Raw genomic sequence first — 23603 nt, forward strand, 5'->3', positions numbered from 1 at the left:
CCGTCCGGCCGCTGCCGACCAGCCCGGCGACGCCGAGGATCTCGCCATGCCGCACATCGAAGGAAATCGCCGGTGTCGTGGCGTCGCGCTTCAGGTTCGCCACGCTGAGCGCGACCTCGCCCGGCACGATCGAAGTGTCGAAACCGTATTCGTCGGCGATGTCGCGGCCGATCATCATGCGCACCAGGTCGGGCACGGTGAGGCCGTGCAGGTCGCGGGTGGCGACCAGCCTGCCGTTGCGCAGGACCGTCACCCGGTCGCCGATCTCGAACACCTCGTGCAGGCGGTGCGAGATGTAGATGATGGTGACGCCTTTGGCCTTCAGCCGCTTGATGATGGCGAACAGGCGCTCGATCTCGGGCGGCGTCAGCGTCGCCGTCGGCTCGTCGAGCACCAGAAGCTTGCTGTCGTAGCTCAGCGCCTTGGCGATCTCGACCAGCTGCATCTGGGCAACGCCGAGCGCCTCGACGCGCGTCCGCGGATCGATGTCGAGCCCGACCTCCTTCAGCAGCACCAGGGCGCGCCGGTTGAGCGCCTTGCCGTCGACGATGCCGAAACGGCGGCGCGGCAGGCTTTCCAGCATCAGATTCTCGGCGATGCTGAGATAGGGGAGCAGGTTTAGCTCCTGATGCACGATGCGGATGCCGGTCTGATGCGCGTCATGCGGCGTCTTGGGCTGGTAGGGCTGGCCGTTGAAGGCGATCGCGCCGCTGTCCGGCTGGTGGATGCCGGCGAGCAGCTTGATCAGCGTCGACTTGCCGGCGCCGTTCTCGCCGAGCACGATATGGGTTTCGCCGCGCGCGATCGACAGCGAGACGTCGCTCAACGCGACGGCGCCGGGAAAGATCTTCCCGACCCCTTGAAGGGAAAGAATCGCGTCATCCATGCAGCAAAATCCTGGATTGCGCCGTTCGGCCGCCAAGGCGGCGTCGGCGCGCCGTCACCGCCGCCGGAATTGCCGGCGGCGATGATGAGGTAAGCGCAGCGATGGCACCAGCCATTAAATGCCCGGTGCCTCTTCGCCCGCCTCAGCCGGTGACCAGCTTGATGTCGGTCTTGACCCAGCCGGAGAACTTCTCGCCGGCGAGCTCGCGCAGGCCGTAGTCGATGCCGAGGGCGGCCATCTGCGCGCCATACTGCTCGACGGTGGCCAGCATCTTGCCTTCCTTCAGCAGCGGCCCGACCGCCGGGATGTTGTCGAAGCCGACCACCTTGATCTGGCCGGACTTGCCGGCCGCGTCGATCGCCTTGACGACGCCGAGCGCCATCGAATCATTGGCCGCCATCACGCCCTGGATGTCGGGGTGCTGGGTCATGAAGTTGGTCATCAGCGTGTTGGCTTCCTCGGTCTCCCAATGCGCGGTCTTCGAATCGAGCAGGTCGAGGCCGTGTTCCTTCACCGCATCGTCGAAGCCGAGCTTGCGTTCCTTGGCGTTGTCGGCCTCGGGATTGCCCTCGAGGATGACGACCTTGCCGCCTTTGCCCAGCGCCTTGCCGAGCGCATCGCCGGCGAGCTTGGCGCCGGCGCGGTTGTCCGGACCGAAGAAGGCGAGGTCGATGCCGGCCTTCTTCTTGGCCTCGGTATCGAGCGAGACGTCGATGTTGATGACCTTGATGCCAGCCTTCAGCGCCTTGGCGATCGGCGTCACCATGGCCTTCGAATCGGCCGGCGCGACCACGATGACGTTGAAGTTCTGGGTGATGAAGTTCTCGATGGCGTCGACCTGCGCGGCAAAGTCGCGCTCGTCCTTCATGCCGACGGCGGCGAAATCGAACTTGTCCTTGTTCTTGGCCGCGTACTCTTCGGCGCCGGCCTGCATCTGCTTGAAGAACTCGTTGGCGAGCGACTTCATGACCAGGCCGACCTTCGGCTTGTCGGCGGCGAGCGCCCGCCCGAACGGCAGCGCCAGGGCGCCGGCCGCCAATGCGCTGGTCTTGAGGAACTGACGGCGCGAGAACTGGCCTAGATCGAGACCGGACGCGTTTGGATCCTTGCTCATGCTTTCCTCCACTTGATTGATCCGTAATCGGTTACGTAACCGATTACGCAGCAAGGTTTAGTGTGCAACTTTGACCGATGTCAATATCAGCATGGAGGCTTGAGGCATCTCTTGCCGGCCGCCCCCGTAGCTAGGGGCGGCATCTAGGGCGCGCCTATGCGCCGGCAAGCGGTCGGGCGACGGGCGGCTCGCGCTCAGCGAGCCCACATCGCGTCCGGCACCACCACCAGCTTGCCGACGAAATCCTTGGCGATGAAATCGGCTTGGGCGCGGTGGAAGTCCGACAGCCTGTAGACACCGCCGACCAGCGGCTTGATCTTCCTGTCCTCGATGTAGCGCACGATGCGGCGGAAGTCCGCCCGCGTGCCCTGGCTGGAGCCGTTGAGCTGCAACTGCTTGAGGTACATCGTCCGGAGGTCGAGCTGCACCACCGGCCCGGCGATGGCGCCCGCCGTCGTGTAGCGCCCTTCCGGCCGAAGAATGCGCAGCAAATCGTTGAAGATCGCGCCGCCGACCAGGTCGGCGACGACATCGATGGGTTGCCCGCCGGTCGCCTCGGTGACGGCGGCCGGCAGATCCGCGACGCCGCGCGTAATCACCCTCTCGGCGCCGATATCGAGCACCGCTTGCTCCTTGCCCTTGCCGACAATGGCATAGGGGATGGCGCCGCGCGCCCGCGCCAGCTGCACGATGCCCGAGCCGACGCCGCCCGAAGCGCCGGTGACCAGCACCCGCTCCCCGGCCTTCAAAGCCGCGCGCTCCAGCATCTGCTCGCCGGTGAGATAGGCGCAGCAGAAGGTGGCGAGCTCGACGTCGCTCATATCGGTGTCGACGACATGCGCGTTCTCGGCCGGCAGGGTCTGATACTCGGCGTACCCGCCATCGCGGCCGTGGCCCATATAGTCGATGTCGGCCAGAGAATCGTCGTCGCGGTTGTAGATCGAAAAGTCGACCATCACCCGCTCGCCGATACGGTCGGCAGACACGCCGTCGCCGACGGCGGCGATCGTCCCCACCGTGTCGGTGCCCTGGATGCGCGGGAAGACAAGCGTGTTGCCTTGCCGGCGCCAGGTCGACACCGCCGCCGCATCCTCTTCCGTGCCATAGGCGCCCTGGCGCACCCAGACATCGGTGTTGTTCATGCCGCAGGCGCTGACCTTGACCAGCACTTCGCCGGCGGCCGGCGCGGGCACCTTCACATCGGTGCGGTAGACGAGCTTTTCCGGACCGCCATGGCCGGTGAGCTGCACGGCGGCCATGGTGGCTGGAATGGGGGGATGGGATGTCATGAATGTTGGCTCCAACTCAATATAGGTTGGCGCTGCCCCTCACCCTACCCTCTCCCCGTGAAGGACGGGGAGAGGGGCTCCAGCGTCGAAGCTTCTCCCTTCTCCCCGTCACTATACGGGGAGAAGGTGCCGGCAGGCGGATGAGGGGCGGCGCCGACGGTCAAACTAGAGTCCGGCGAACACGCTGTTCACCGCGTCGGCCGTCTTCGCCACCACCGTGTCGGCTTCCTCACGCGTCAGGCAGAGCGGCGGCGCGAAGCCGAGGATGTCGCCCTGCGGCATGGCGCGGCCGAGGACGCCGCTGGCCGCGAGCGCCGTGGCGATCTGCGGCCCCACCTTCAGCGCCGGATCGAAGAACACGCGGTCGTCGCGATCCTTGACGAACTCGACCGCCGCCAGCATGCCGTCACCGCGCACCTCGCCGACATGTCTGTGGTCGCCGACGGCCTTGGCCAGCTCGGCGCGGAAATAGGCGCCGGTCTCGCCGGCGTTCGTGACCAGGTCCATCTCGTCGATCAGCTCCAGGTTGGCCACACCCGCGGCAACGCAGATCGGATGCGCCGAATAGGTCCAGCCATGGCCGAGCGAGCCGAGCTTGTCGGCGCCGTTGACCAGCACCTGCCAGACCTTGTCGGAGACGATGACGCCGGAAAGCGGCGCATAGGCCGAGGTCAGCCCCTTGGCGATGGTGATCAGGTCCGGCTTGATGCCGTAATGGTCGGAGCCGAACATGGTGCCGAGACGGCCGAAGCCGGTCACCACCTCGTCGGCGACCAGCAGCACATCGTATTTCCTCAGCACGCCTTGAATCTTTTCCCAATAGCCGGCCGGCGGCGGCACGATGCCGCCGGTGCCCAGGATCGGCTCGCCGATGAAGGCGGCGACCGTGTCCGGCCCTTCGGCGAGGATCATCTCTTCCAGCCTGTCGGCGCAATGTTGCGAGAACTGCTCCTCGCTCTGCGAGCGGTCGGCGCGGCGGAAATAGAAGGGCGCCTCGGTGTGAAGGATCGGCGCGCGCGGCAGGTCGAAGGCGTTGTGGAACAGGTCGAGCCCGGTCAGTGAGCCCGTCATCACGCCGGACCCGTGATAGCCGCGCCAGCGCGAGATGATCTTCTTCTTCTCCGGCCGGCCGAGCACGTTGTTGTAGTACCAGATCAGCTTGATGTTGGTCTCGTTGGCGTCCGAGCCGGAGAGTCCGAAATAGACCCTCGACATGCCCTCGGGCGCACGGTCGACGATCATCTTGGCGAGCGTGATCGAGGCCTCGGTGCCATGCCCGACATAGGCGTGGTAGTAGGCGAGGTTCTTCGCCTGCTCGGCGATCGCATCCGATATCTTCTGGCGGCCGTAACCGACATTGACGCAATAGAGGCCGGCGAAGGCATCGATGCTCTTCCTGCCGGTATTGTCCCAGACGGTGACGCCCTCACCGCCGGCCATGACGCGCGCCGGCGACTCGCCCCGCGCATGGGTGCCCATATGCGTCGAGGGATGGAAGAAGTGGTCGCGATCCCAGGCGGCAAGTTCGTTGGACTGTTCAAGCATTTTTTGACTCCTTGAGAAAGATCGCCTTGCGCGGCCCAAGGTGCGTCGAGATTCAGGTCAGGCCGAGTCGAAAATGGTGGATTCCGAGAACCGGAGCGGAGCGTACTTTTGGTACGTGAGCACCGGAAGCGCAGGAAGCCGCCATTTGCAGGCCGGCATCACCTGAATATCGACGCGCCTTACGCCACGTCCAGGCAAAGATATTTGAGGTCCGTAAAGGCTTCGAGCCCGTGGCGCGAACCTTCGCGGCCGATCCCGGATTGCTTGACGCCGCCGAACGGGATCGGCGCGCCGGTGATCTTCACCCGGTTGATGGCGACCATGCCGTGGTCCAGCGCGCGGCCCATGCGCGCCTGCCGGGCGCCATTTTCGGTCACGACATAGGCGACCAGGCCGTATTCGGTGGCGTTGGCGCGGGCGACAACCTCCGCCTCGTCGTCGAAGGGCGTCACCGCCGCGACCGGGCCAAACGTCTCCTCGCGCATGATCAGCGCTTCGTCGGGCACATCGACGAGCAGCGTCGGCTGATAGAACAGCGGCCCGGCGGCATGGCGCCCGCCGCCGCCCAGGCAGCGCGCGCCGCGGGCGAGCGCGTCGGCGACCTGCTCCTCCACCTTCTGGACGGCGCGCTCGTGCATCAGCGGCCCGATGTCGGCATCGCCGGAAAGCCCATTGCCGGTTTTCAGCGCCTCGATGCGGCGGGCAAAGGCGGCGCAGAACCGCTCGTAGATCGGCCGCTGCACATAGATGCGGTTGGCGGCGAGGCAATCCTGGCCTGAGGTGGCGAATTTGGCGTCGAGCGCAATCGTCACAGCCCTGTCGATGTCGGCATCGTCGAACACGATCAGCGGCGCATGGCCGCCGAGCTCCATCACCAGCCGCTTCATCGTCGGCGCGCTCTGCGCCGCGATCAGCCGGCCGACTTCGGTCGAGCCGGTGAAGCTCATGGCGCGGACGCGGGCATCCGCGCACATCGCGCCGACGATTTTGCGCGCCTCGCCGGTGACGACGTTGAACACGCCGGTGGGAAGCCCGGCGCGCTCGCCGAGCTCGGCCAGCGCCAGCGCCGAGAGCGGCGTTTCCGAGGATGGATGCGCGACGATGGTGCAGCCGGCGGCAAGCGCCGCCGCCGCCTTGCGGGTCAGCATCGCCGAGGGAAAATTCCACGGCGTGACGACGCCGACGACCCCGAGCGGCTCGCGCCGCACGGTCATCTCGGCATTCGGCAGATGGCTGCTGACGCTCTCGGCTTTGAGGCGTTTGGCTTCTTCGGCATACCATTCGACGAAGGATGCGGCGTAGTCGATCTCACCCAGCGATTCCTTCAGCGGCTTGCCCTGCTCCAGCGTCATCAGCAGCGCCAGATCGTCCTTGGCGGCGATGATCAGCTCGAACCATTTTCGCAAGATCTTCGAGCGCTCCTGCGGCAGCAGCGCCCGCCACGCCGGAAAGGCGCGGGACGCGGCATCGATCGCCTTCGTGGTCTGCCCTGCATCGAGCGCGGCAACGAAGGCGATCGCTGAGCCGGTCGCCGGATCGGTGACCGCGAAACTTTCCGCCGCCTCGCTCGCCGTCCAGTGGCTGTCGACATAGGCGAGCGCCCGCAGCAGCCGGCGGTCGGAAAGGCCGTCGAGGGCTTCATGGCGGTTCGTGCGGGCAAGATGCGCGGACATCGATCAGGTCTCCCGGTGCCGAGGCGATACGGAGAGACTAGCCGCGCGGTCGAGACAGAGAGGCTGTTTCGGCAGCCGCAGGTAGAGAGATTGTCTCTAATGACCCTTGGGCGCAGATGATCTCTCTAGCGCGACGGCCGGCGGTGAGTACCGAACCGTGAAAACTGGCCGAGCCTCCTCCGCTTCGTCACCCTGGGGCGAAGCAGCGGACGTTCGGCCAATCTCCAAGCTGATCGCGAGACCGACTCAACCTTGCCCCGGCAGCAGATCCGCCACCGGTAGCACCGTCTCCTCCTTCACCGTCTTGGTGACGATGTAGGTGAAGTAGCGGTCGATGCCGATCTCGCGCTCGAGCAGGCTGTCGACCAGCCGCTGATAGGCGTCGATGTCACGCGCCATCACCTTCAGCACATAGTCGACGCCGCCACCCACCGACCAGCAGGCGACGATCTCGCGGATGTCGCGGACGACGCGCTCGAAACGGTCGAAATCGGCCTGGCGGTGGCTGGCCAGCGTCACCTCCACCAGCACGGTCGCCACCGGCGCCACCGCTCGCATGGCGACCGAGGCATGATAGCCCGAGACGATGCCCGCCTTTTCCAGCTTGCGCAGCCGCATCCAGCACGGTGTCGGCGACAGGCCGACCTTGTCGGCCAGCGCCAGCTTGGTGATGCGCCCGTCGCGCTGGATCGCGTCGAGGATCTTGAGGTCGATCGGGTCGAGTTTCACCGCGGTCATGGGCGTCCACTTTTTGCTGCCGCCACCATGGGGGCGCATGATTTCGATTGTCAATTGCACTGATTTCGATCTCTAATAAGTCATGACATTGTGGCAGCCAGATCCCACCCTCATTCGCCGCCCGGCCTACCAGTCGCTGGCCGACCAGTTCGCCCGCGCCATCCATGACGGGCGGCTCGCCAATGGCGCCCGGCTGCCGACGCACCGCAGGCTCGCCGAGGACCTGAATTTGTCGGTGCAGACGGTGAGCCGCGCCTATGAGGAACTGATCCGGCGCGGCCTGATTTCCGGCGAGATCGGCCGAGGCAGCTTCGTCCAGACGCAGCGCCGCGAGGAGGATCCGCCTTACATTCCCGAGCGCCTGGGTGAGGTCATCGACCTCTCGATCCTGAAGCCGGTCTGCGAGCCGATGCATCTGGAGCGGCTGAAGCAGGCGCTGGGCTGGCTCGCCGAAAACCTCCCGTCGAGCTCGGCACTGTCCTTCCGCCCGAACATGGTGTTTCCGCGCCACCGCGCCGTGGCGGTCGAATGGCTGCGGCTTTGCGGCCTCGACGCCTCGCCGCAGAACATCAGCCTGACCAACGGCGCCACCGCCGGCATGACGGTGGCGCTGATGAGCGTGGCGCCCCCCGGCTCGACGGTCGCCACCGAGGCCATCGGCCACCACACGCTGGTGCCGCTCGCCCGCTATCTCGGCTTCAACCTCGAAGGCCTGCCGATCGACGAGAACGGGCTGATCCCGCAGGCGCTCGATGAGGCCTGCCGGCACTCCGACATCCGCGCCGTCTTCGTGCAGCCCTCGGTGATCAACCCGACGGCGACGCTGATGGATGCCAGGCGGCGCGAGGAGATCGCGGCCGTGGCGCGCAAGCACGACATCGCCATCATCGAGAACGACGTGCTCGGCCCGCTGGTCGAGGACCGGCCGCCGCCGGTCGCCGCCTTCGCGCCGGAGCGCACGCTCTACGTCACCTCCTTCACCAAGATCACCGTGCCCGGCCTGCGCATCGGCTACCTCGCCGCGCCCGACCGCTATGTCGCGGCGGTGGCCAACCGTCACCTCGTCTCGAACTGGATGGCGACGCCGATGGTGGCCGAGATCGCCACGCGCTGGGTCACCGACGGCACGGCGATGGAGCTGGTCCACTGGCAGCGCGCCGCGCTCAGGCGGCGCCAGGACATCGCCGCGGAGGTGCTGGCCGGCATCGACTACCGCGTCCACCGCGACGGGCTGCACCTGTGGCTCGAGCTTCCCGGCGACCGCGCCGAGGAGAGTTTTGTGTCGCAGGCCCGCCTGCGCGGCGTGGCGATCGCGCCCGGCAGCTCTTTCCGCATCGCCGAGGCATCCTGGCATCCCGCGGTGCGCATTTCGCTGGGTTCGACCGCCGAGGCGGAACTGCGCGCCGGCTTGAGCGTTGTCGCCAAGCTGCTGCTTGGCGATCCGGAGCATCTCCTGCTCGCCATCTGATGCACAAGCGGAGTTCAGATTGCCCTGAAATTGTGCCGCGTCGGAAATATTGTCATGATATTATTTTCCTAATTGACATGATTTAGCGCGTTCCGCATCGTTAAGGGCATAGGCTTCTCCAGAACGGGGAAATTGATTGCCCGCGCCCATCATCAAGGTCGACGCCATTTCCAAAAGCTTCGGCGCCTTCAAGGTGCTGGACGGCCTGTCGATGCAGGTCATGCCCGGCGAGAAGCTGGCGCTGATCGGCCCGTCCGGCTCCGGCAAGACGACGATCCTGCGCATCCTGATGACGCTGGAGAAGATCGACGGCGGTCACATCCAGGTCGATGGCGAGCATCTCTACCACATGGAGCGCAACGGCCAGCTCCTGCCCGCCGACGAGCGCCATCTGGCGAAAATGCGCCAGAAGATCGGCATGGTCTTCCAGCTGTTCAATCTGTTTCCGCACAAATGCGTCATGGACAACGTGACGCTGGCGCCGATGCTGACCAAGGGCGTGGCGCGCGCCGCAGCCGAAAAGCGGGCGATGGAACTGCTCGACATGGTCGGCATGGCCGACAAGGCCAAGGCGATGCCGGCGCAGCTTTCCGGCGGCCAGAAGCAGCGCGTGGCGATCGCCCGGGCACTCGCTTTGTCGCCGAAGATCATGCTGTTCGACGAGGTCACCTCGGCGCTCGACCCGGAGCTGGTCGAGGAGGTGCTTAACGTCATGCGCAAGCTCGCCGCCGAGACCGACATGACGATGCTGCTCGTCACCCACGAGATGGGCTTCGCCCACGATTTCGCCGATCGCGTGCTGTTCTTCGACCGCGGCCGCATCGTCGAGGAAGGCAAGCCCGACGAGATTTTCCGCCACCCCAAGCAGGAGCGCACGCAAGGCTTCCTGAAAAAGATCATCGCGGCCGGACACCGCGTCTAACGGGCGACGAAGTCGTCCCGCGAGCGACGAAGTCGTCCCGCGGGCGACGAAGCCCGAAGCGACGAGACCATCCTAGACGGGCGACGCAGTCGTCCTGAAACAACGCAAACCAGGATAACAACAAGGAGTTGGGAACAATGAAGAAACTTGCCATTCTGGCCGGCGTCGCCGGCCTCGCGGTGACCACGATGCTGCTTGCCTCCGGCGCGCGCTCGGCCGACGACGCCAAGCTCGAGCAATTGAAGGGGCAGGGCTTCGCCCGCGTCGCCATCGCCAACGAACCGCCCTACACGGCGGTCGCCGCCGACGGCAAGGTCTCGGGCGCCGCGCCCGACGTGGCGCGCGAGATCTTCAAGCGCCTGGGTGTCAATGACATCGTCGCCTCGATCTCCGAATATGGCGCCATGATCCCCGGCCTGCAGGCCGGCCGCTTCGACGTCGTCACCGCCGGCCTGTTCATGAAGCCGGAGCGCTGCGCCGCGGTCGCCTATTCCGAGCCGGTGCTCTGCGACGCCGAGGCGATGCTGGTCAAGAAGGGCAATCCGAAGGGTTTCAAGAGCTATGAGGACGTCGCCAAGGATAGCTCCGCCACCATCGGCGCGCCGGGCGGCGGCACCGAGGAGAAGCTGGCGCTCAATGCCGGCGTGCCGCGCGATCGCGTCATCGTCGTGCCGGACGGCCAGAGCGGCCTGAAGATGCTGCAGGATGGCCGCATCGACGCCTATTCGCTCCCCGTTCTGTCGATCAACGACCTGGTCAAGAAGGCCAACGACCCGAACCTCGAAGTCATCGCCCCGGTGATGGGCGCGCCGGTCTATTGCGACGGCGCCGCCTTCAAGAAGGGCGACGAGGCGCTGCGCGATGCCTACGATGTCGAGCTCGCCAAGCTGAAGAAGTCGGGCGAGTTCGCCAAGATCATCGAGCCCTACGGCTTCTCGGCCGCCGCCGCGATGTCGACGACGCGCGAAAAGCTCTGCGCGGCGAAGTAGGGCGCTTTCTTCCTTCTCCCCGTTCACGGGGAGAAGGTGGCCCGAAGGGCCGGATGAGGGGCAGCGCCAAGATATCAGAAGGTGGCTCCGCCCCTCATCTGCCTGCCGGCATCTTCTCCCCGTAGAACGGGGAGAAGAAAGCTAACCGCCAACGTTGGAACCCAGATGACCCAGTGGTCCGGCTATCTCGGCCTGATATTGCAGGGAGCGCTTGTCACCATCGAGCTGACGCTGATGGGGTCGGTGCTGGCGCTGATCATGGCCTTCCTGGCCGGCATGGGGCGGCTGTCGCGCTTCTTCATCGTGCGCGCGTTGGCCACCGCCTATATCGAGTTCTTCCGCGGCACCTCGATCTTCGTGCAGCTGTTCTGGGCCTACTTCGTGCTGCCCCTTGCCGGCATTTCGCTGACGCCGCTGCAGGCCGGCGTGCTGGCGCTGGGCCTGAATGTCGGCGCCTATGCGGCGGAAGTTGTGCGCGGCGCCATCCAGTCGATCGGCCGCGAGCAGTACGAGGCCTGCATCGCGCTCAATCTCGGCCGCTGGCAAGGCATGCGCCATGTCATCCTGCCGCAGGCGCTGCTGGTCATGCTGCCGACCTTCGGCAACAACGCCATCGAACTGCTCAAGGCGACCTCGGTGGTCTCGCTGATCTCGCTCGCCGATCTCACCTTCCAGGCGCAGGTGGTGCGCTCGCAGACCGGCAACACGCTGATGCCATTCACCACCATCCTGGTCATCTATTTCGTGCTTGCGCTGGTCATCTCCTGGGGCGTGCGCTCGCTGGAACGCCGCATGGCGCGCGGCATCGACGGAGTGCGCGTCTGATGGACTGGGATTGGAATTTCGTCAGGGAGATCCTGCCGACGCTGATCCAGGGGGTGAAGATCACCATCCTGGCGACGCTGCTCGGCTCGGTGCTGGCGGCGATCGTCGGCCTGGCCATCGCGCTGGCGCGGCGTTCGGAGAACCGGGCCGTGTCGCGCACCGTCGGCTTCCTCGCCGAATTCATCCGCGGCACGCCGCTGCTGGTGCAGCTCTATTTCATCTTCTACGTGCTGCCCGACTTCGGCATCCTGTTGCCGCCGCTGGTGGCTGGCGTCATCGGGCTCGGCTTGCACTACGGCACCTACACGGCAGAGGTCTACCGCGCCGGCATCGACAACGTGCCGCGCGGCCAGTGGGAAGCCGCCAAGGCCTGCAATCTCGGCGCCGGCCAGACCTGGACGCACATCATCCTGCCGCAGGCGATCCCGCCGATGATCCCGGCCCTGGCCAATTACTTCATCGCCATGTTCAAGGAGACGCCGCTGCTCTCGGCGATCACCGTGCTGGAGCTGATGAACCAAGCCAAGAGCGTCGCCAACACCTATTACCGCTACGTCGAGCCGATGACGCTGGTCGGCGCCTTCTTCCTGATCATCAGCCTTTTCTCGGTCGTGCTGCTGCGCTGGCTGGAACACCGCTACGGCAAGATCGAAAGGTAGTTTTGATGCAACCGCTGCCCGAAATCAGGCTGTTGCCGACAAGGCCGGCCCTCGATGCGCGCCCGCTGGAAAAGCGCGTCGGCCTGATCATCCTTGCCACCGACCACACCAGCGAGCCGGATTTCCGCCGCATGGTGGCGAGCGAGCGGATCGGCGTCTATGTCGCCCGCATCCCCTACAAGAACCCGACCACGCCGGAGAATCTGCGCAGGATGCAGCCTGAGCTTGAGGCCGCCGCCGCGCTCATCCTGCCGGACGAGCCGCTCGACGCCATCTGCTATTCCTGCACCTCGGCCTCGGTGGTGATCGGCGACGCCGAGATCGAGGCGGCGATACGGGCCGCCAGGCCCGGCGTTGCCGTGGTGACGCCGCCGATGGCCGGCGTCGACGGGCTGAAGGCGCTGGGCGCGAGACGGATCAGCATCCTCACCCCCTACACGGTCGAGACCAGCCGGCCGATGGCGGCCTATTTCGCCGAGCGCGGCTTCGAGATCGTGAGCTTCACCTGCCTCGGCTTCGAGGACGACCGTGAGATGGCGCGCATCCCGCCGGCCGCGCTCGTCGAACTGGCCGGCAAGGCAACCGATGCCGAGGCTGATGCGCTGTTCGTGTCCTGCACCGCGCTGCGCTCGGCGCTCGCGGTCGCCGGCATGGAGCAGGCGATCGGCCGCCCGGTCGTCACCAGCAACCAGGCCACGGCCTGGAATTGCCTGCGGCTGTGTGGCGACGACACGGCGCGGCCTCAGTTCGGCCGGCTGATGACGAAGTCGCTGAGCCAATCATGACGAGCGCCATCACCCTCGCCGACATCCGCGCCGCCCGCGAGCGCATCGCCGGCAAGGTCGAGCGCACGCCGAACGTGCAGTCGCAAAGCCTTACGGATCGCATCGGCCACCCCGTCCACCTCAAGCTCGAACACCATCAGACCACCGGCGCCTTCAAATTGCGCGGCGCCTCGAACGCGATCGCTTCACTAAGCCCTGAGGATAAGACGCGCGGCGTGGTCGCCGCCTCGACCGGCAATCACGGCCGCGCGCTGGCGCATGCGGCGCGGCTCGACGGCATCCGCGCCGTGATCTGCATGTCGCGGCTGGTGCCCGACAACAAGCTCGACGCGATCCGTCGGCTCGGCGCCGAGATCCGCATCGTCGGCAACAGTCAGGATGATGCGCAGAAGGAGGTCGAGAAACTGGTCGGCGAACAGGGCCTGGTCATGCTGCCGCCCTTCGACCACCCCGACATCATTGCCGGCCAGGGCACGCTCGGTCTGGAGATCATCGAGCAGGTGCCGGACGCAGCAAGCGTGCTGGTGCCGCTGTCCGGCGGCGGACTGGCTTCGGGCGTCGCCGCCGCCGTCAAGGGCGTCAGCCCGAACACTAAAGTCATCGGCGTCACCATGGCGCGGGGCGCCGCGATGAAGGCGAGCCTCGACGCCGGCCGGCCAGTCGAGGTGGAGGAACTGCCGACGCTGGCGGATTCGCTCGGCGGTGGCATCGGCCTCGACAACCGGCTGACCTTTGGCATGTGCCGCGACCTGCTCGACGATGTTATTCTGCTCTCCGAGGACGAGATCGCCACCGGCATCCGTCATGCCTATGAGCAGGAGCGCGAGATCGTCGAGGGCGCCGGCGCGGTCGGCATCGCCGCGCTGCTTGCCGGCAAGGTCAAGACGGCCGGACCTGCCGTGCTCATCCTGTCCGGCCGCAACATCGACATGGCGCTGCACAGAAGAATCGTCTGCGGCGAGGCGCCATCAACCGTGGAGCGTGCCGCATGAGCCGGATGATGATCCTCACCGAGGCCGAGCTGCGCCAGATCGTTGCGCTGGATCTCGATGCCGTGGCCTGCGTCGAGAACGCCTTTCGCGCGCTGGCCACGCTGCCGGTGGCGATGCCGCCGATCCTGCGCCTCGACATTCCCGAGCATCACGGCGAGGTCGACGTAAAATCCGCCTATGTGCCTGGCATCGACGGCTTCGCCGTCAAGATCAGCTCCGGCTTCTTCGACAATCCGAAGCTCGGCCTGCCCAGCGGCGGCGGCATGATGGTGCTGCTCTCGGCCAAGACCGGAGCGGTCGAGGCGCTGTTGCTCGACAATGGCTATCTGACTGACATCCGCACCGCCGCTGCCGGCGCGGTCGCCGCCAGACACCTGTCGCGGCCGGACTCCGCCGTCGCCGCGATCTTCGGCGCCGGCCTCCAGGCCGGACTGCAGCTCGAGGCGCTGCGCCTGGTGCGGCCGATCGCGGAAGCCCGCATCTGGGCGCGCGATGCCGCCAAGGCAGACGCCACCGCCGCCCGCTTGCGCGAGAAGCTCGGCATCATGGTGCGCGCCGAGCCGGACGCGGCGAAGGCGGCCGCCGGTGCCGACGTCATCGTCACCACGACGCCGTCGACCGAACCGCTGATCAAGGCCGGCTTCGTCGTGGCCGGCCAGCACATCACCGCCATGGGCTCGGATGCCGAGCACAAGAACGAGATCGCGCCGGCGATCCTGCGCATGGCCGATCTCTATGTCGCCGACAGCGCCAGGCAAACCAAGCGGCTCGGCGAACTGCATCATGCCATCGCGACGGGGGTGATGACGGCCGACGCCGACGTTGCCGAACTCGGCCAGATCATCGCCGGCGACAAGCACGGCCGGCGCTCGGACAGCGACATCACCATCGCCGACCTCACCGGCACCGGCGTGCAGGACACGGCGATCGCCACCTTGGCCCGTGACCGCGCCCAAGCGGCCAATGCCGGGACCATTTTCGAAAGCTGAGGCCTGGCCAAGGCGTGATCCGGAAAGGTGGAAACCTGCTTTCCGAAAAGGCCGCAAGGCCCAACAAACGAGGACCAAGAACAATGCAGCCGAATTTGAAATTCACGCGCGGCGAATATGCGGAGCGCCTCGCCAAGACGCGGAAGGCCATGGCGGCCAAGGGGGTCGATCTGCTGATCGTCAGCGATCCCTCCAACATGGCCTGGCTGACGGGCTATGACGGCTGGTCGTTCTATGTCCACCAGGCGGTCATCGTGCCGCCTTCAGGCGAGCCGGTCTGGTACGGCCGCGGCCAGGACGCCAACGGCGCCAAGCGCACCGCCTATCTCGCGCATGACAACATCATCGGCTACGCCGACCACTACGTGCAGTCGACCGAGCGCCACCCGATGGACTTCTTGTCCAGCGTGCTTTCCGATCGCGGCTGGGAGAAGCTCACCATCGGCGTCGAGATGGACAATTACTGGTTCTCGGCCGCCGCCTTCGCCGCGCTGCAGAAGCATCTGCCCAACGCCCGGTTCGTCGACGCCACCGCGCTGGTCAACTGGCAGCGCGCGGTGAAGAGCCCGACCGAGATCGACTACATGCGCAAGGCCGCGCGCATCGTCGAGGCCATGCACCAGCGCATCGTCGACAAAATAGAGGTCGGCATGCGCAAATGCGATCTGGTCGCCGAGATCTACGATGCCGGCACGCGCGGCGTCGATGGGATCGGCGGCGACTATCCGGCGATCGTGCCGCTGCTGCCGTCCGGCGCCGACGCCTCGGCGCCGCATCTGACCTGGGACGACCGGCCGATGCAGGCCGGCGAGGGCACCTTCTTCGAGATCGCCGGCTGCTACAACCGCTACCATTGCCCGCTGTCGCGCACCGTCTTCCTCGGCAAGCCGACGCAGGCCTTCCTCGATGCCGAGAAGGCGACGCTGGAAGGCATGGAGGCAGGTCTTGCCGCCGCCAGGCCCGGCAACACATGCGAGGACATCGCCAACGCCTTCTTCGCCGTCTTGAAGAAATACGGCATCGTCAAGGACAACCGCACTGGATATCCGATCGGCATCTCCTATCCGCCGGACTGGGGCGAGCGCACCATGAGCCTGCGCCCCGGCGACCGCACCGAGCTGAAACCCGGCATGACCTTCCACTTCATGACGGGCCTCTGGCTGGAGACGATGGGGCTGGAGATCACCGAATCCATTCTGATCACCGAGACCGGCGTCGAGTGCCTGGCCAACGTGCCGCGCAAGCTGGTCGCGAAGGATTGATCGCGATGGCGGCCTTGCGTCCTTCACCGATCGCCCCGACCGTCGATTTCGACAAGGACGGCGTCCAGCACGGTTTCCTGCGCCTGCCCTACAGCCGCGACGATTCGGCCTGGGGCTCGGTGATGATCCCGATCTGCGTCATCCGCAACGGCAACGGGCCGACGGCGCTGCTCACCGGCGGCAACCATGGCGACGAGTACGAGGGGCCGCTGGCGCTCTACGACCTTGCCCGCACGCTCGATCCCAGGGACGTCTCTGGCACGGTCATCATCGTGCCGGCGATGAACTACCCGGCCTTCCGCGCCGGCACCCGCACCTCGCCGATCGACAAGGGCAATCTCAACCGCAGCTTCCCCGGCCGCCCCGACGGCACGGTGACGGAAAAGATAGCCGACTATTTCCAGCGTGAGCTCCTGCCGCGCACCGACATCGCGCTCGACTTCCACTCCGGCGGCAGGACGCTCGACTTCGTGCCGTTCTGCGCCGCCCACATAAGGCCGGACAAGGACCTGGAAGCGAAGGGCTTCGACGCGGTCGAGGCGTTCTCGGCGCCGTGGTCGATGAAGATGCTGGAGATCGACGCCGTCGGCATGTTCGACACCGCCGCCGAGGAGATGGGCAAGCTGTTCATCACCACCGAGCTCGGCGGCGGCGGCACCTCCCGCGCCGAGACGGTGCGCATCGCGCGCCGCGGCGTGCGCAACGTGCTCAAGCATGCCGGCATCGTCGCCGGTGCGGTCGAGTTGGCAAAGACCTGCTGGCTCGACATGCCTTCCGGCGACAGCTTCGCCTTCGCCGAGGACGACGGCATGATCGAGACGATGGTCGATCTCGGCGAGCCCGTCGAGGAGGGACAGGTCGTCGCCCGCATTCATGGCATCGGCCGCACCGGCGTCGCGCCGCAGGAGATCGGGGCGAAAATGTCGGGCCTGCTCGCGGCGCGGCATTTTCCAGGCCTGGTCAAGGCCGGCGACTGCATTTCGGTGGTGGCGGTCGAGGTGGGGTGACGCGACGCGCGCACCCATGAAGTGATCCTCGGCTATTTGACGCCGGCCCGGCGGAAGTCGGAGGGCGACATGCCGGCAAGCTTGCGGAACGACTTGTTGAAGGCGCTGAGCGAGCCGAAGCCCGAATCCATGGCGACGCGCAGCACGTTGGCGTCTTCATGCATCAAGAGCGCCTGCGCATAGCTCAGCCGCAGCAGGTTGACATACTCGTTGAGCGTCATCCCGGTCGACTTCTTGAAGATGCTCATGGCGTATTTCGGGTGGATATCGACGACAGCCGCTATGTCGACGCAGTCGATCTCATAGAGGAAATTCTCGGCGATGAAGTCGCACATGCGCCCGACATTGCGCGAGGACTGCTGGTCGAAGGGGCTGCCCGCCGAATGTGCGGCGGGAACCCTCGAAACAAGCCGGTAGGGTTCGAACCGCACCCGCTCCAGCCGAAGCAGCAGCTCGTTCACCGCATGCTCGGCTTTGGCCGCGTCGCCCGAGCGGGCGTAGTTGTTCCAGCGCTCGAAATTGTGGTTGTCAGCCTGGTCGGTGGCCGACGTCACCAGCGTGGCGCCCGTCATCAGCCGGTGCCGGACATCGGTGGGTAGATGCAGCCGGAAGAAATGCACCAGCGGCAAATGCGCCCCGGCATAGACGGCATCGTCACTGAGATCGTCCATCTGGTGCGGCAGGCCGCCCCAGAACAGGCACATCTCGCCGGCCGACAGCGAGATCTCGTGATCGTTCATCAAATAGTGCACGCTGCCGCGCACGATGAAATTGACTTCCACCTGCGCGTGCCAATGCGGCTTGAGCATAACCAGCGGCTGTGTGTGGAACATCTGCAGCATCAGCGGCATGCCTTCCACGCTGCTGGCGCCAGGCTGGTAGAACGGCCGTTCCGGCATCTTACTTTCCGCCAATTTTCTTTTCCCTTTGTCCGGGACAAGCCTTCCGCGCTGCATAATCTAGCCACGCTCACTGTGAGAGAGCAAATGAAATGGGAGGAGTTCAATGCGCACCACACTGACCTGCGCCGCGCTCGCGCTTGCCCTGGGCTCCGGCCCGGCCATGGCGCAATCCGGCGAAATCACGATCTGGAGCTGGAACATCGCGGCTTCGTCGCTGAAGGCCACCGTCGCCGGCTTCAACAAGAAATACCCCGACATCAAGGTGACCGTCGAGGATCTCGGCAACCAACCGACCTATGACAAGTCGATTGCCGGCTGCGCCGCCGGCGGCGTCGGTCTGCCGGACATCGTTTCGATCGAGAATGGCGAGGCCGAGAACTACTGGAGCCAGTTCCCCGACTGCTTCGTCGACCTGCATACGCTGGGCTACACCGCCGAGGACCAGAAGAAATTCCCCGATTTCAAGCGCACCGAGCTCGAGGTCGGCGAGAAGGCCTATGCGATGCCTTGGGATTCCGGCCCGGTCGCCTCCTTCTACCGCCGCGACTTCTATGAGAAGGCCGGTGTCGACCCCGCCTCGATCAAGACCTGGGACGATTTCATCGCCGCCGGCAAGAAGATCCAGGCCGCCAATCCCGGCGTCACCATGACCAACGCCGATTTCAACGGCGACACCGAATTCTTCCGCATGATCGCCAACGAGCAGGGCTGCGGCTATTTCGCCGAGGACGGCCAGTCGATCACGGTCAACCAGCCCAAATGCGTCGACACGCTGACCAAGATCAAGGAGATGAAGGACGCCGGCATCATGGCCTCGGCCGACTGGGGCACCAAGATCACCAACAACACCGCCGGCGCCGTCGCCACCCAGGTCTATGGCGGCTGGTATGAGGGCACCATCCGCACCGAATCGGCCGGCGAAAACGGCAAGTGGGGCGTCTATCCGATGCCGAGCCTGACCGCCGACGGCCCGCGCGCCGCCAATCTCGGCGGCTCGTCGCTGGCCATCACCTCGGCCTCGAAGAACAAGGAAGCGGCCTACGCCTATCTGAAATACACGCTGGAGACCAATGAAGGCCAGATCACCATGCTGAAGGATTTCGGCCTGGTGCCGTCGCTGATCTCGGCGCTCGACGACCCCTATGTCTCGCAAGGCCTGCCCTACTGGGGCGGCCAGGCGGTGTGGAAGGATATCCTGGCCACCCTGCCCAAGGTCGTGCCGAGCCGCGGCACGCAGTTCCAGAGCGATGCCGAGCTCATCATGCGCGCCGTGCAGACCAAATATCTGGGCGGCGGCTATCCGGACGCCAAGGCGGCGCTCGACGACGCCGCAAGCCAGATCGCCTCGGCGACCGGCCTGCCGGTGAAGTGAAGGCAGAGATGCTGGTGGGCCAGATATAGGGCACCTTGCCGGACTGTTGGCGCTGCCCCTCACCTGCCTGCCGGCATCCTCTCCCCGTATAGTGACGGGGAGAGGGACGCTGCCGCCAGCGATTTCGCCAATCGCCAGCGTTGCAAAATGCCAAGGCCGCGGCCAGCCCCTTCTCCCCGTCACGATACGGGGAGAAGGTCCCGGCAGGGGGATGAGGGGCGGCGCTGACCTGGCCAAATCATGCTGCTCCCACCGGCAGCATCCATATCAACACTGCCCGCCACAACAGGCGGCAACCGATTGAAGGAGGAAACGATGCGCCATCAGAACGCCACGGCCTATCGTTTCCTCACGCCCTATCTGCTGATCTTTTCCATCTTCTGGGTCTGGCCGATCATCAGCTCGTTCCTGATCTCCTTCCAGGCGACGCGCACCGTGCCCTGGCGCTTCGCGCCGACCTTCAACTGGGGCCGGCTGATCGGCGACCCGGCCTTCTACAACGCGCTGAAGAACACGCTGCTCATCCTCGTCATCCAGGTGCCGGTGATGATATCGCTGGCCATCGTCATGGCGGTGCTGTTGAACTCGCCGCTGCTGAAAGTCCGCGGCCTCTACCGCTTTGCCTTCTTCGCCCCGGTGGTAGTCGGCGAGGTTGCCTATTCGGCGGTGTTCCGGCTGATGTTCAATCTGAACTTCGGCATCATCAACAAGCTCTTGAACAGCGTCGGCCTGCCCAGCGTCGACTGGTTCTCCAACGTCACGCCGGCCATGGCGCTGATCATGATCGCGGTGACCTGGCGCTGGGCCGGCTACAACGCCATCATCCTGCTCGCCGGCCTGCAATCCATCCCGGACGACGTCTATGAGGCGGCCACGCTCGACCGCGTCAGCAAGGTCAAGCAGTTCTTCTACATCACCCTGCCGCTGTTGAAGCCGATCATCGTCTTCTGCGCCGTGCTGTCGATCATCGGCACCATGCAGCTGTTCACCGAGCCGTTCCTGATCACCGAACGCGGCGGCCCCGGCGGTGGCACCGAGACGCTCGGCCTGCTGCTCTACCGCCAGGGCTTCCGCTCGCTCAATTTCGGCTACGCCTCGGCCGTCGCCTACACCATGGCGGGGCTGGCGATAGCCATCACCCTGGTGCAGCTCTGGCTGACGAGGGACCCGAAATGACCTCGCGCTCGCAAAGCCGGCTCGGCCGCGCAATCGCGCTGCATCTGTTCCTGACGCCGCTGGCGGTGATCTGGCTGTTTCCGCTGTGGATGATGGTGGTGTTCTCGACCATGCCCGACAACGGCATCTTCAGCCCCGGCATCGAGCTTCTGCCGCACGACAATTTCGTCGACAATTTCAACAATCTGCAGCGCGACACCAATTTCGTCGGCGCCATCGGCATCTCGGTTTCGGTGGCGGTGACCTACACCTTCCTGTCGGTGCTGCTCACCTCGATGGCCGGCTGGGCGCTGGCGCGCTATCAGTTCGTCGGCAAGGGCGCGGTGGTGGCGATCATCCTCGGCACCATCACGCTGCCCTATTCGGTGGTGCTGATCCCGCAGTTCATCATGGTGGCGCGCGACTTCCAGCTCGCCAACACCTGGATCGCGCTGATCGTGCCGCCGCTGTTCAATTCGCTCGGCGTGCTGTTCATGCGGCAGGCCTTCTCGATGATGCCGGCCGATCTGTTCGACGCCGCCCGCGTCGAGGGCGTCAAGGAGTGGCGCATCTTCCTGTTCGTCGCGCTGCCTTTGGCACGGCCGATGCTGGCCGCACTCGCCATCATCCTCTTCCTCGCCTCGTGGAACAATTATCTCTGGCCGCTGCTGATCAACAGCCAGCCCGGTTCGATGACCGCGCCGGTGGCGCTCGGCACGCTGATCGGCCTAACCAAGGTCTCCTGGGGCGGCATCATGGCCGGCGCCGTCATGCTGACCGTGCCGATGCTCGTCGTCTTCGTGCTCCTGCAGCGTCATTTCATTGCCGGCATCGCCGCCGGCGCGGTCAAGTAGGAAAAGGCGATATGGCAGCGGTCACACTCACCAATGTCGTCAAGCGCTTCGGCGGCTTCGGCGTCGTCCATGGCGCCAACATCGACATCGCCGAAGGCGAGTTCGTCGTCTTCGTCGGCCCGTCCGGCTGCGGCAAGTCCACGCTGCTGCGCATGATCGCCGGGCTGGAGGACATCAGCGCCGGCGAGATCGCCATCGGCGGCAAGGTGGTGAACGATGTCGAGGCGGCCGAGCGCGGCATCGCCATGGTGTTCCAGTCCTACGCGCTCTACCCGCACATGACGGTGGAGCAGAATCTGAGCTTCGGCCTGCGCATGAACGGCAACCCGAAGCCCGACACCGAGCGGCGGGTGAGGCGCGCCGCCGAGATTCTCCGCATCGACGAGCTGATGCACCGGCGGCCGAAGCAATTGTCGGGCGGCCAGCGCCAGCGCGTTGCCATCGGCCGCGCCATCGTGCGCGAGCCGCAAGTTTTCCTGTTCGACGAGCCGCTCAGCAATCTCGATGCGGAACTGCGCGTCCAGATGCGGGTCGAGATCTCCCGGCTGCACAAGGAACTCGGCGTCACCATGATCTATGTGACGCACGACCAGACCGAAGCGATGACGCTGGCCGACCGGATCGTCGTGCTCAAGGCCGGCAATGTCGAGCAGATCGGCGCCCCGCTAGATCTCTATGACGACCCGGCCAACCGCTTCGTCGCCGGCTTCATCGGCTCGCCGAAGATGAACTTCATGCCGGCGAGGGTGGTCGAGACCGGGCCGGGCGCGGCGACGGTCGAGCTCGTCAACCACGCCGGCGCGCGGCTGAGCAAGCCGCTCCAGAGCACGCCTCCGGCGGTCGGCGCCGAGGTCGTGCTAGGGGTCAGGCCGGAACACTTCTTCGATGCCGGCAAAGGCGATTGCGACATCGCCGTCAAGGCCGATGTCGCCGAGCATCTCGGATCGGTGAGCTACGTCTACGCCGGTGCCGGAGACGACGAACTGATCATCGAGCGCGAGGCATCCAGGCAGCGGGCGAGTGGCGACCATCTGACGGTGGCGATCAAGGCCGACAAGGCGCTACTCTTTGACACCAAGGGCGCGCGGATACGCTAGAGCAATTCCAGGAAAAGTGTGCAACGGTTTTCCGTCCGGAATTGCGTAAAAACAAATACTTAGAGCGGTTCGGCGATTCCAAGAAACGTTGAACCGCTCTAGGAGCATGATCCCGAAAAGCGGGAACCGGTTTTCGGAAAGATCATGCTCGAACAAAATGGTCCATTCTTGCCCGATCGCGGATGCGTGGCGGCGACCGCAGGAGATTTGACATGACATCCAGACCGCAAAAGATTCGTTGGGGCATTGTCGGGCCCGGCAGCATCGCCAAATCCTTTGCCGGCGGCGTGGCGCAGTCGCGCACCGGCGAACTGGTAGCGCTCGGCGCCCGCAACTCCGGCAAGCCGGGCCTCGCCGAGGCCTTCCCCGGCGCGCGCATCCTCGACGGCTATGAGGCGCTGCTCGCCGACGATGGCGTCGACGCCGTCTATATCTCGATCCCGCATCCCGGCCATGCCGAATGGGCGATCAAGGCCGCTGAAGCCGGCAAGCACGTGCTGTGCGAGAAGCCGCTGGCGCTCACCGCCTTCGAGGCCGACGCCATGATCCATGCCGCGCGCAAGGCCGGCACTTTCCTCGGCGAAGCCTTCATGTACCGGCTGCACCCGCAGACGTTGAAGCTGGTCGAATTGATCAAGTCGGGCGTCATCGGCGAAGTCCGCATGATCAAATCGAGCTTCGGCTTCGCCATGCCGGGCTTCATGCCGGAGCACCGGCTCTATGCTAACGACCTCGCCGGCGGCGGCATCCTCGATGTCGGCGGCTATCCTGTATCGATGGCGCGGCTGCTTGCAGGCGCTGCGGTCGGGCAACCCTTCGCTGAGCCCGACAAGGTTGTGGGCGCTGCCCATCTCGGCCAGTCCGGCGTCGACGAATGGGCCTCGGCGCTGCTGCAGTTTGCCGACGGCATCGTCGCCGAGGTTTCCTGCAGCATCTCGCTCAACCAGGACAATGTGCTGCGCATCCTTGGCACCAAGGGCCAGATCGAGGTGCCTGACTTCTGGTTCGCCGGTGGCAACCGCGACGTCGGGCCGGGCAGGATCGACCTGATCCGGCCCGACGGGAGACGCGAGACCATCA

Annotated in this window: 22 protein-coding genes; 15 read left to right on the plus strand and 7 right to left on the minus strand. The window is 65.6% G+C overall.

All coding sequences use genetic code 11. The features are described from left to right. From EN780_RS06915 to EN780_RS06940, 6 genes are all read right to left on the minus strand, one after another. Window positions 1-886, minus strand: an 886-nt coding sequence (locus tag EN780_RS06915) for a sugar ABC transporter ATP-binding protein (RefSeq protein ID WP_133372584.1), incomplete at its 3' end; no start/stop codon positions are given. 142 nt (window positions 887-1028) lie between these two features. Further along, window positions 1029-2000, minus strand: a complete 972-nt coding sequence (locus EN780_RS06920) for a sugar ABC transporter substrate-binding protein (protein WP_127284794.1) — start codon at window positions 1998-2000, stop codon at window positions 1029-1031. 194 nt (window positions 2001-2194) lie between these two features. Then, window positions 2195-3289 carry an alcohol dehydrogenase family protein gene (locus EN780_RS06925; protein WP_127392512.1) on the minus strand — a complete coding sequence of 365 codons (1095 nt, stop codon included), beginning with the start codon at window positions 3287-3289 and terminating at the stop codon, window positions 2195-2197. Between the two features lie 165 nt (window positions 3290-3454). After that, window positions 3455-4834 (minus strand): aspartate aminotransferase family protein, encoded by a 1380-nt coding sequence (locus EN780_RS06930; RefSeq protein ID WP_128272807.1) that lies wholly within the window; start codon window positions 4832-4834, stop codon window positions 3455-3457. A gap of 179 nt (window positions 4835-5013) precedes the next feature. After that, window positions 5014-6507 (minus strand): NAD-dependent succinate-semialdehyde dehydrogenase, encoded by a 1494-nt coding sequence (locus EN780_RS06935; RefSeq protein ID WP_127392356.1) that lies wholly within the window; start codon window positions 6505-6507, stop codon window positions 5014-5016. A gap of 246 nt (window positions 6508-6753) precedes the next feature. Further along, window positions 6754-7245 carry an Lrp/AsnC family transcriptional regulator gene (locus tag EN780_RS06940; RefSeq protein WP_127392355.1) on the minus strand — a complete coding sequence of 164 codons (492 nt, stop codon included), beginning with the start codon at window positions 7243-7245 and terminating at the stop codon, window positions 6754-6756. A gap of 82 nt (window positions 7246-7327) precedes the next feature. Here EN780_RS06940 and EN780_RS06945 point away from each other — a divergent pair, with 82 nt between their 5' ends. The 10 genes from EN780_RS06945 to doeB all read left to right on the plus strand — a co-directional run bounded on the left by EN780_RS06945 (window position 7328) and on the right by doeB (window position 17143). Next, entirely contained in the window at window positions 7328-8713 is a 1386-nt protein-coding gene (locus EN780_RS06945) for a PLP-dependent aminotransferase family protein (protein ID WP_128272809.1), read from the plus strand. A gap of 136 nt (window positions 8714-8849) precedes the next feature. Beyond that, window positions 8850-9635, plus strand: coding sequence for an ectoine/hydroxyectoine ABC transporter ATP-binding protein EhuA (gene ehuA / locus EN780_RS06950; RefSeq protein WP_127286484.1), 786 nt, complete (start codon window positions 8850-8852; stop codon window positions 9633-9635). A 137-nt stretch (window positions 9636-9772) separates the two neighbouring features. After that, window positions 9773-10624 carry an ectoine/hydroxyectoine ABC transporter substrate-binding protein EhuB gene (gene ehuB / locus EN780_RS06955; RefSeq protein ID WP_127309142.1) on the plus strand — a complete coding sequence of 284 codons (852 nt, stop codon included), beginning with the start codon at window positions 9773-9775 and terminating at the stop codon, window positions 10622-10624. Between the two features lie 165 nt (window positions 10625-10789). Further along, entirely contained in the window at window positions 10790-11449 is a 660-nt protein-coding gene (gene ehuC / locus EN780_RS06960; RefSeq protein WP_127392353.1) for an ectoine/hydroxyectoine ABC transporter permease subunit EhuC, read from the plus strand. Then, on the plus strand, window positions 11449-12108 hold the full coding sequence (gene ehuD / locus EN780_RS06965) for an ectoine/hydroxyectoine ABC transporter permease subunit EhuD (RefSeq protein WP_127286487.1): 660 nt from the start codon (window positions 11449-11451) through the stop codon (window positions 12106-12108). Before ehuC ends, ehuD begins: the two co-directional genes overlap by 1 nt. Window positions 12109-12113: 5 nt before the next feature. Then, on the plus strand, window positions 12114-12893 hold the full coding sequence (eutA, locus tag EN780_RS06970) for an ectoine utilization protein EutA (RefSeq protein WP_127309140.1): 780 nt from the start codon (window positions 12114-12116) through the stop codon (window positions 12891-12893). Continuing rightward, window positions 12890-13885: a hydroxyectoine utilization dehydratase EutB gene (eutB, locus tag EN780_RS06975; RefSeq protein WP_189379575.1), complete on the plus strand. Its 996-nt coding sequence runs from the start codon at window positions 12890-12892 to the stop codon at window positions 13883-13885. The genes eutA and eutB overlap by 4 nt, the downstream gene beginning before the upstream one ends. Next, a complete protein-coding gene (locus EN780_RS06980) occupies window positions 13882-14874 on the plus strand; it encodes a cyclodeaminase (protein WP_127392352.1) in 993 nt (330 codons plus the stop codon). Before eutB ends, EN780_RS06980 begins: the two co-directional genes overlap by 4 nt. A gap of 83 nt (window positions 14875-14957) precedes the next feature. Next, a complete protein-coding gene (gene doeA, locus EN780_RS06985) occupies window positions 14958-16136 on the plus strand; it encodes an ectoine hydrolase DoeA (RefSeq protein WP_127392351.1) in 1179 nt (392 codons plus the stop codon). A 5-nt stretch (window positions 16137-16141) separates the two neighbouring features. Then, window positions 16142-17143 carry a N(2)-acetyl-L-2,4-diaminobutanoate deacetylase DoeB gene (gene doeB, locus EN780_RS06990; RefSeq protein ID WP_128272811.1) on the plus strand — a complete coding sequence of 334 codons (1002 nt, stop codon included), beginning with the start codon at window positions 16142-16144 and terminating at the stop codon, window positions 17141-17143. A gap of 32 nt (window positions 17144-17175) precedes the next feature. Here the strand turns inward: doeB and EN780_RS06995 are convergent, their stop codons facing one another. Further along, window positions 17176-18042, minus strand: coding sequence for a helix-turn-helix domain-containing protein (locus EN780_RS06995; protein WP_127286636.1), 867 nt, complete (start codon window positions 18040-18042; stop codon window positions 17176-17178). Window positions 18043-18148: 106 nt separating this feature from the next. Here EN780_RS06995 and EN780_RS07000 point away from each other — a divergent pair, with 106 nt between their 5' ends. From EN780_RS07000 to EN780_RS07020, 5 genes are all read left to right on the plus strand, one after another. Continuing rightward, window positions 18149-19417: an ABC transporter substrate-binding protein gene (locus EN780_RS07000; protein ID WP_127286635.1), complete on the plus strand. Its 1269-nt coding sequence runs from the start codon at window positions 18149-18151 to the stop codon at window positions 19415-19417. Between the two features lie 315 nt (window positions 19418-19732). Continuing rightward, a complete protein-coding gene (locus EN780_RS07005; RefSeq protein ID WP_126057345.1) occupies window positions 19733-20593 on the plus strand; it encodes a sugar ABC transporter permease in 861 nt (286 codons plus the stop codon). Beyond that, complete coding sequence (locus EN780_RS07010; protein ID WP_127286634.1) at window positions 20590-21426, plus strand: carbohydrate ABC transporter permease; 837 nt, start codon at window positions 20590-20592, stop codon at window positions 21424-21426. Before EN780_RS07005 ends, EN780_RS07010 begins: the two co-directional genes overlap by 4 nt. Before the next feature lie 11 nt (window positions 21427-21437). Further along, on the plus strand, window positions 21438-22523 hold the full coding sequence (gene ugpC / locus EN780_RS07015) for a sn-glycerol-3-phosphate ABC transporter ATP-binding protein UgpC (RefSeq protein WP_127392907.1): 1086 nt from the start codon (window positions 21438-21440) through the stop codon (window positions 22521-22523). Between the two features lie 212 nt (window positions 22524-22735). Continuing rightward, window positions 22736-23603 (plus strand): Gfo/Idh/MocA family oxidoreductase (locus EN780_RS07020; RefSeq protein WP_133372585.1); only part of this gene is annotated, 868 nt, incomplete at its 3' end.

This window comes from Mesorhizobium sp. M4B.F.Ca.ET.089.01.1.1 (assembly GCF_004022605.1).
Classification (GTDB): domain Bacteria; phylum Pseudomonadota; class Alphaproteobacteria; order Rhizobiales; family Rhizobiaceae; genus Mesorhizobium; species Mesorhizobium abyssinicae.

What these genes read in the sequence shown, in the direction of transcription:
- EN780_RS06920 (WP_127284794.1), bottom strand. Translation starts at nt 2,000, where the DNA reads ATGAGCAAGGATCCAAACGCGTCCGGTCTCGATCTAGGCCAGTTCTCG.
- EN780_RS06925 (WP_127392512.1), bottom strand. Translation starts at nt 3,289, where the DNA reads ATGACATCCCATCCCCCCATTCCAGCCACCATGGCCGCCGTGCAGCTC.
- EN780_RS06930 (WP_128272807.1), bottom strand. Translation starts at nt 4,834, where the DNA reads ATGCTTGAACAGTCCAACGAACTTGCCGCCTGGGATCGCGACCACTTC.
- EN780_RS06935 (WP_127392356.1), bottom strand. Translation starts at nt 6,507, where the DNA reads ATGTCCGCGCATCTTGCCCGCACGAACCGCCATGAAGCCCTCGACGGC.
- EN780_RS06940 (WP_127392355.1), bottom strand. Translation starts at nt 7,245, where the DNA reads ATGACCGCGGTGAAACTCGACCCGATCGACCTCAAGATCCTCGACGCG.
- EN780_RS06945 (WP_128272809.1), top strand. Translation starts at nt 7,328, where the DNA reads ATGACATTGTGGCAGCCAGATCCCACCCTCATTCGCCGCCCGGCCTAC.
- ehuB (WP_127309142.1), top strand. Translation starts at nt 9,773, where the DNA reads ATGAAGAAACTTGCCATTCTGGCCGGCGTCGCCGGCCTCGCGGTGACC.
- ehuC (WP_127392353.1), top strand. Translation starts at nt 10,790, where the DNA reads ATGACCCAGTGGTCCGGCTATCTCGGCCTGATATTGCAGGGAGCGCTT.
- ehuD (WP_127286487.1), top strand. Translation starts at nt 11,449, where the DNA reads ATGGACTGGGATTGGAATTTCGTCAGGGAGATCCTGCCGACGCTGATC.
- eutA (WP_127309140.1), top strand. Translation starts at nt 12,114, where the DNA reads ATGCAACCGCTGCCCGAAATCAGGCTGTTGCCGACAAGGCCGGCCCTC.
- eutB (WP_189379575.1), top strand. Translation starts at nt 12,890, where the DNA reads ATGACGAGCGCCATCACCCTCGCCGACATCCGCGCCGCCCGCGAGCGC.
- EN780_RS06980 (WP_127392352.1), top strand. Translation starts at nt 13,882, where the DNA reads ATGAGCCGGATGATGATCCTCACCGAGGCCGAGCTGCGCCAGATCGTT.
- doeA (WP_127392351.1), top strand. Translation starts at nt 14,958, where the DNA reads ATGCAGCCGAATTTGAAATTCACGCGCGGCGAATATGCGGAGCGCCTC.
- doeB (WP_128272811.1), top strand. Translation starts at nt 16,142, where the DNA reads ATGGCGGCCTTGCGTCCTTCACCGATCGCCCCGACCGTCGATTTCGAC.
- EN780_RS06995 (WP_127286636.1), bottom strand. Translation starts at nt 18,042, where the DNA reads ATGCCGGAACGGCCGTTCTACCAGCCTGGCGCCAGCAGCGTGGAAGGC.
- EN780_RS07000 (WP_127286635.1), top strand. Translation starts at nt 18,149, where the DNA reads ATGCGCACCACACTGACCTGCGCCGCGCTCGCGCTTGCCCTGGGCTCC.
- EN780_RS07005 (WP_126057345.1), top strand. Translation starts at nt 19,733, where the DNA reads ATGCGCCATCAGAACGCCACGGCCTATCGTTTCCTCACGCCCTATCTG.
- EN780_RS07010 (WP_127286634.1), top strand. Translation starts at nt 20,590, where the DNA reads ATGACCTCGCGCTCGCAAAGCCGGCTCGGCCGCGCAATCGCGCTGCAT.
- ugpC (WP_127392907.1), top strand. Translation starts at nt 21,438, where the DNA reads ATGGCAGCGGTCACACTCACCAATGTCGTCAAGCGCTTCGGCGGCTTC.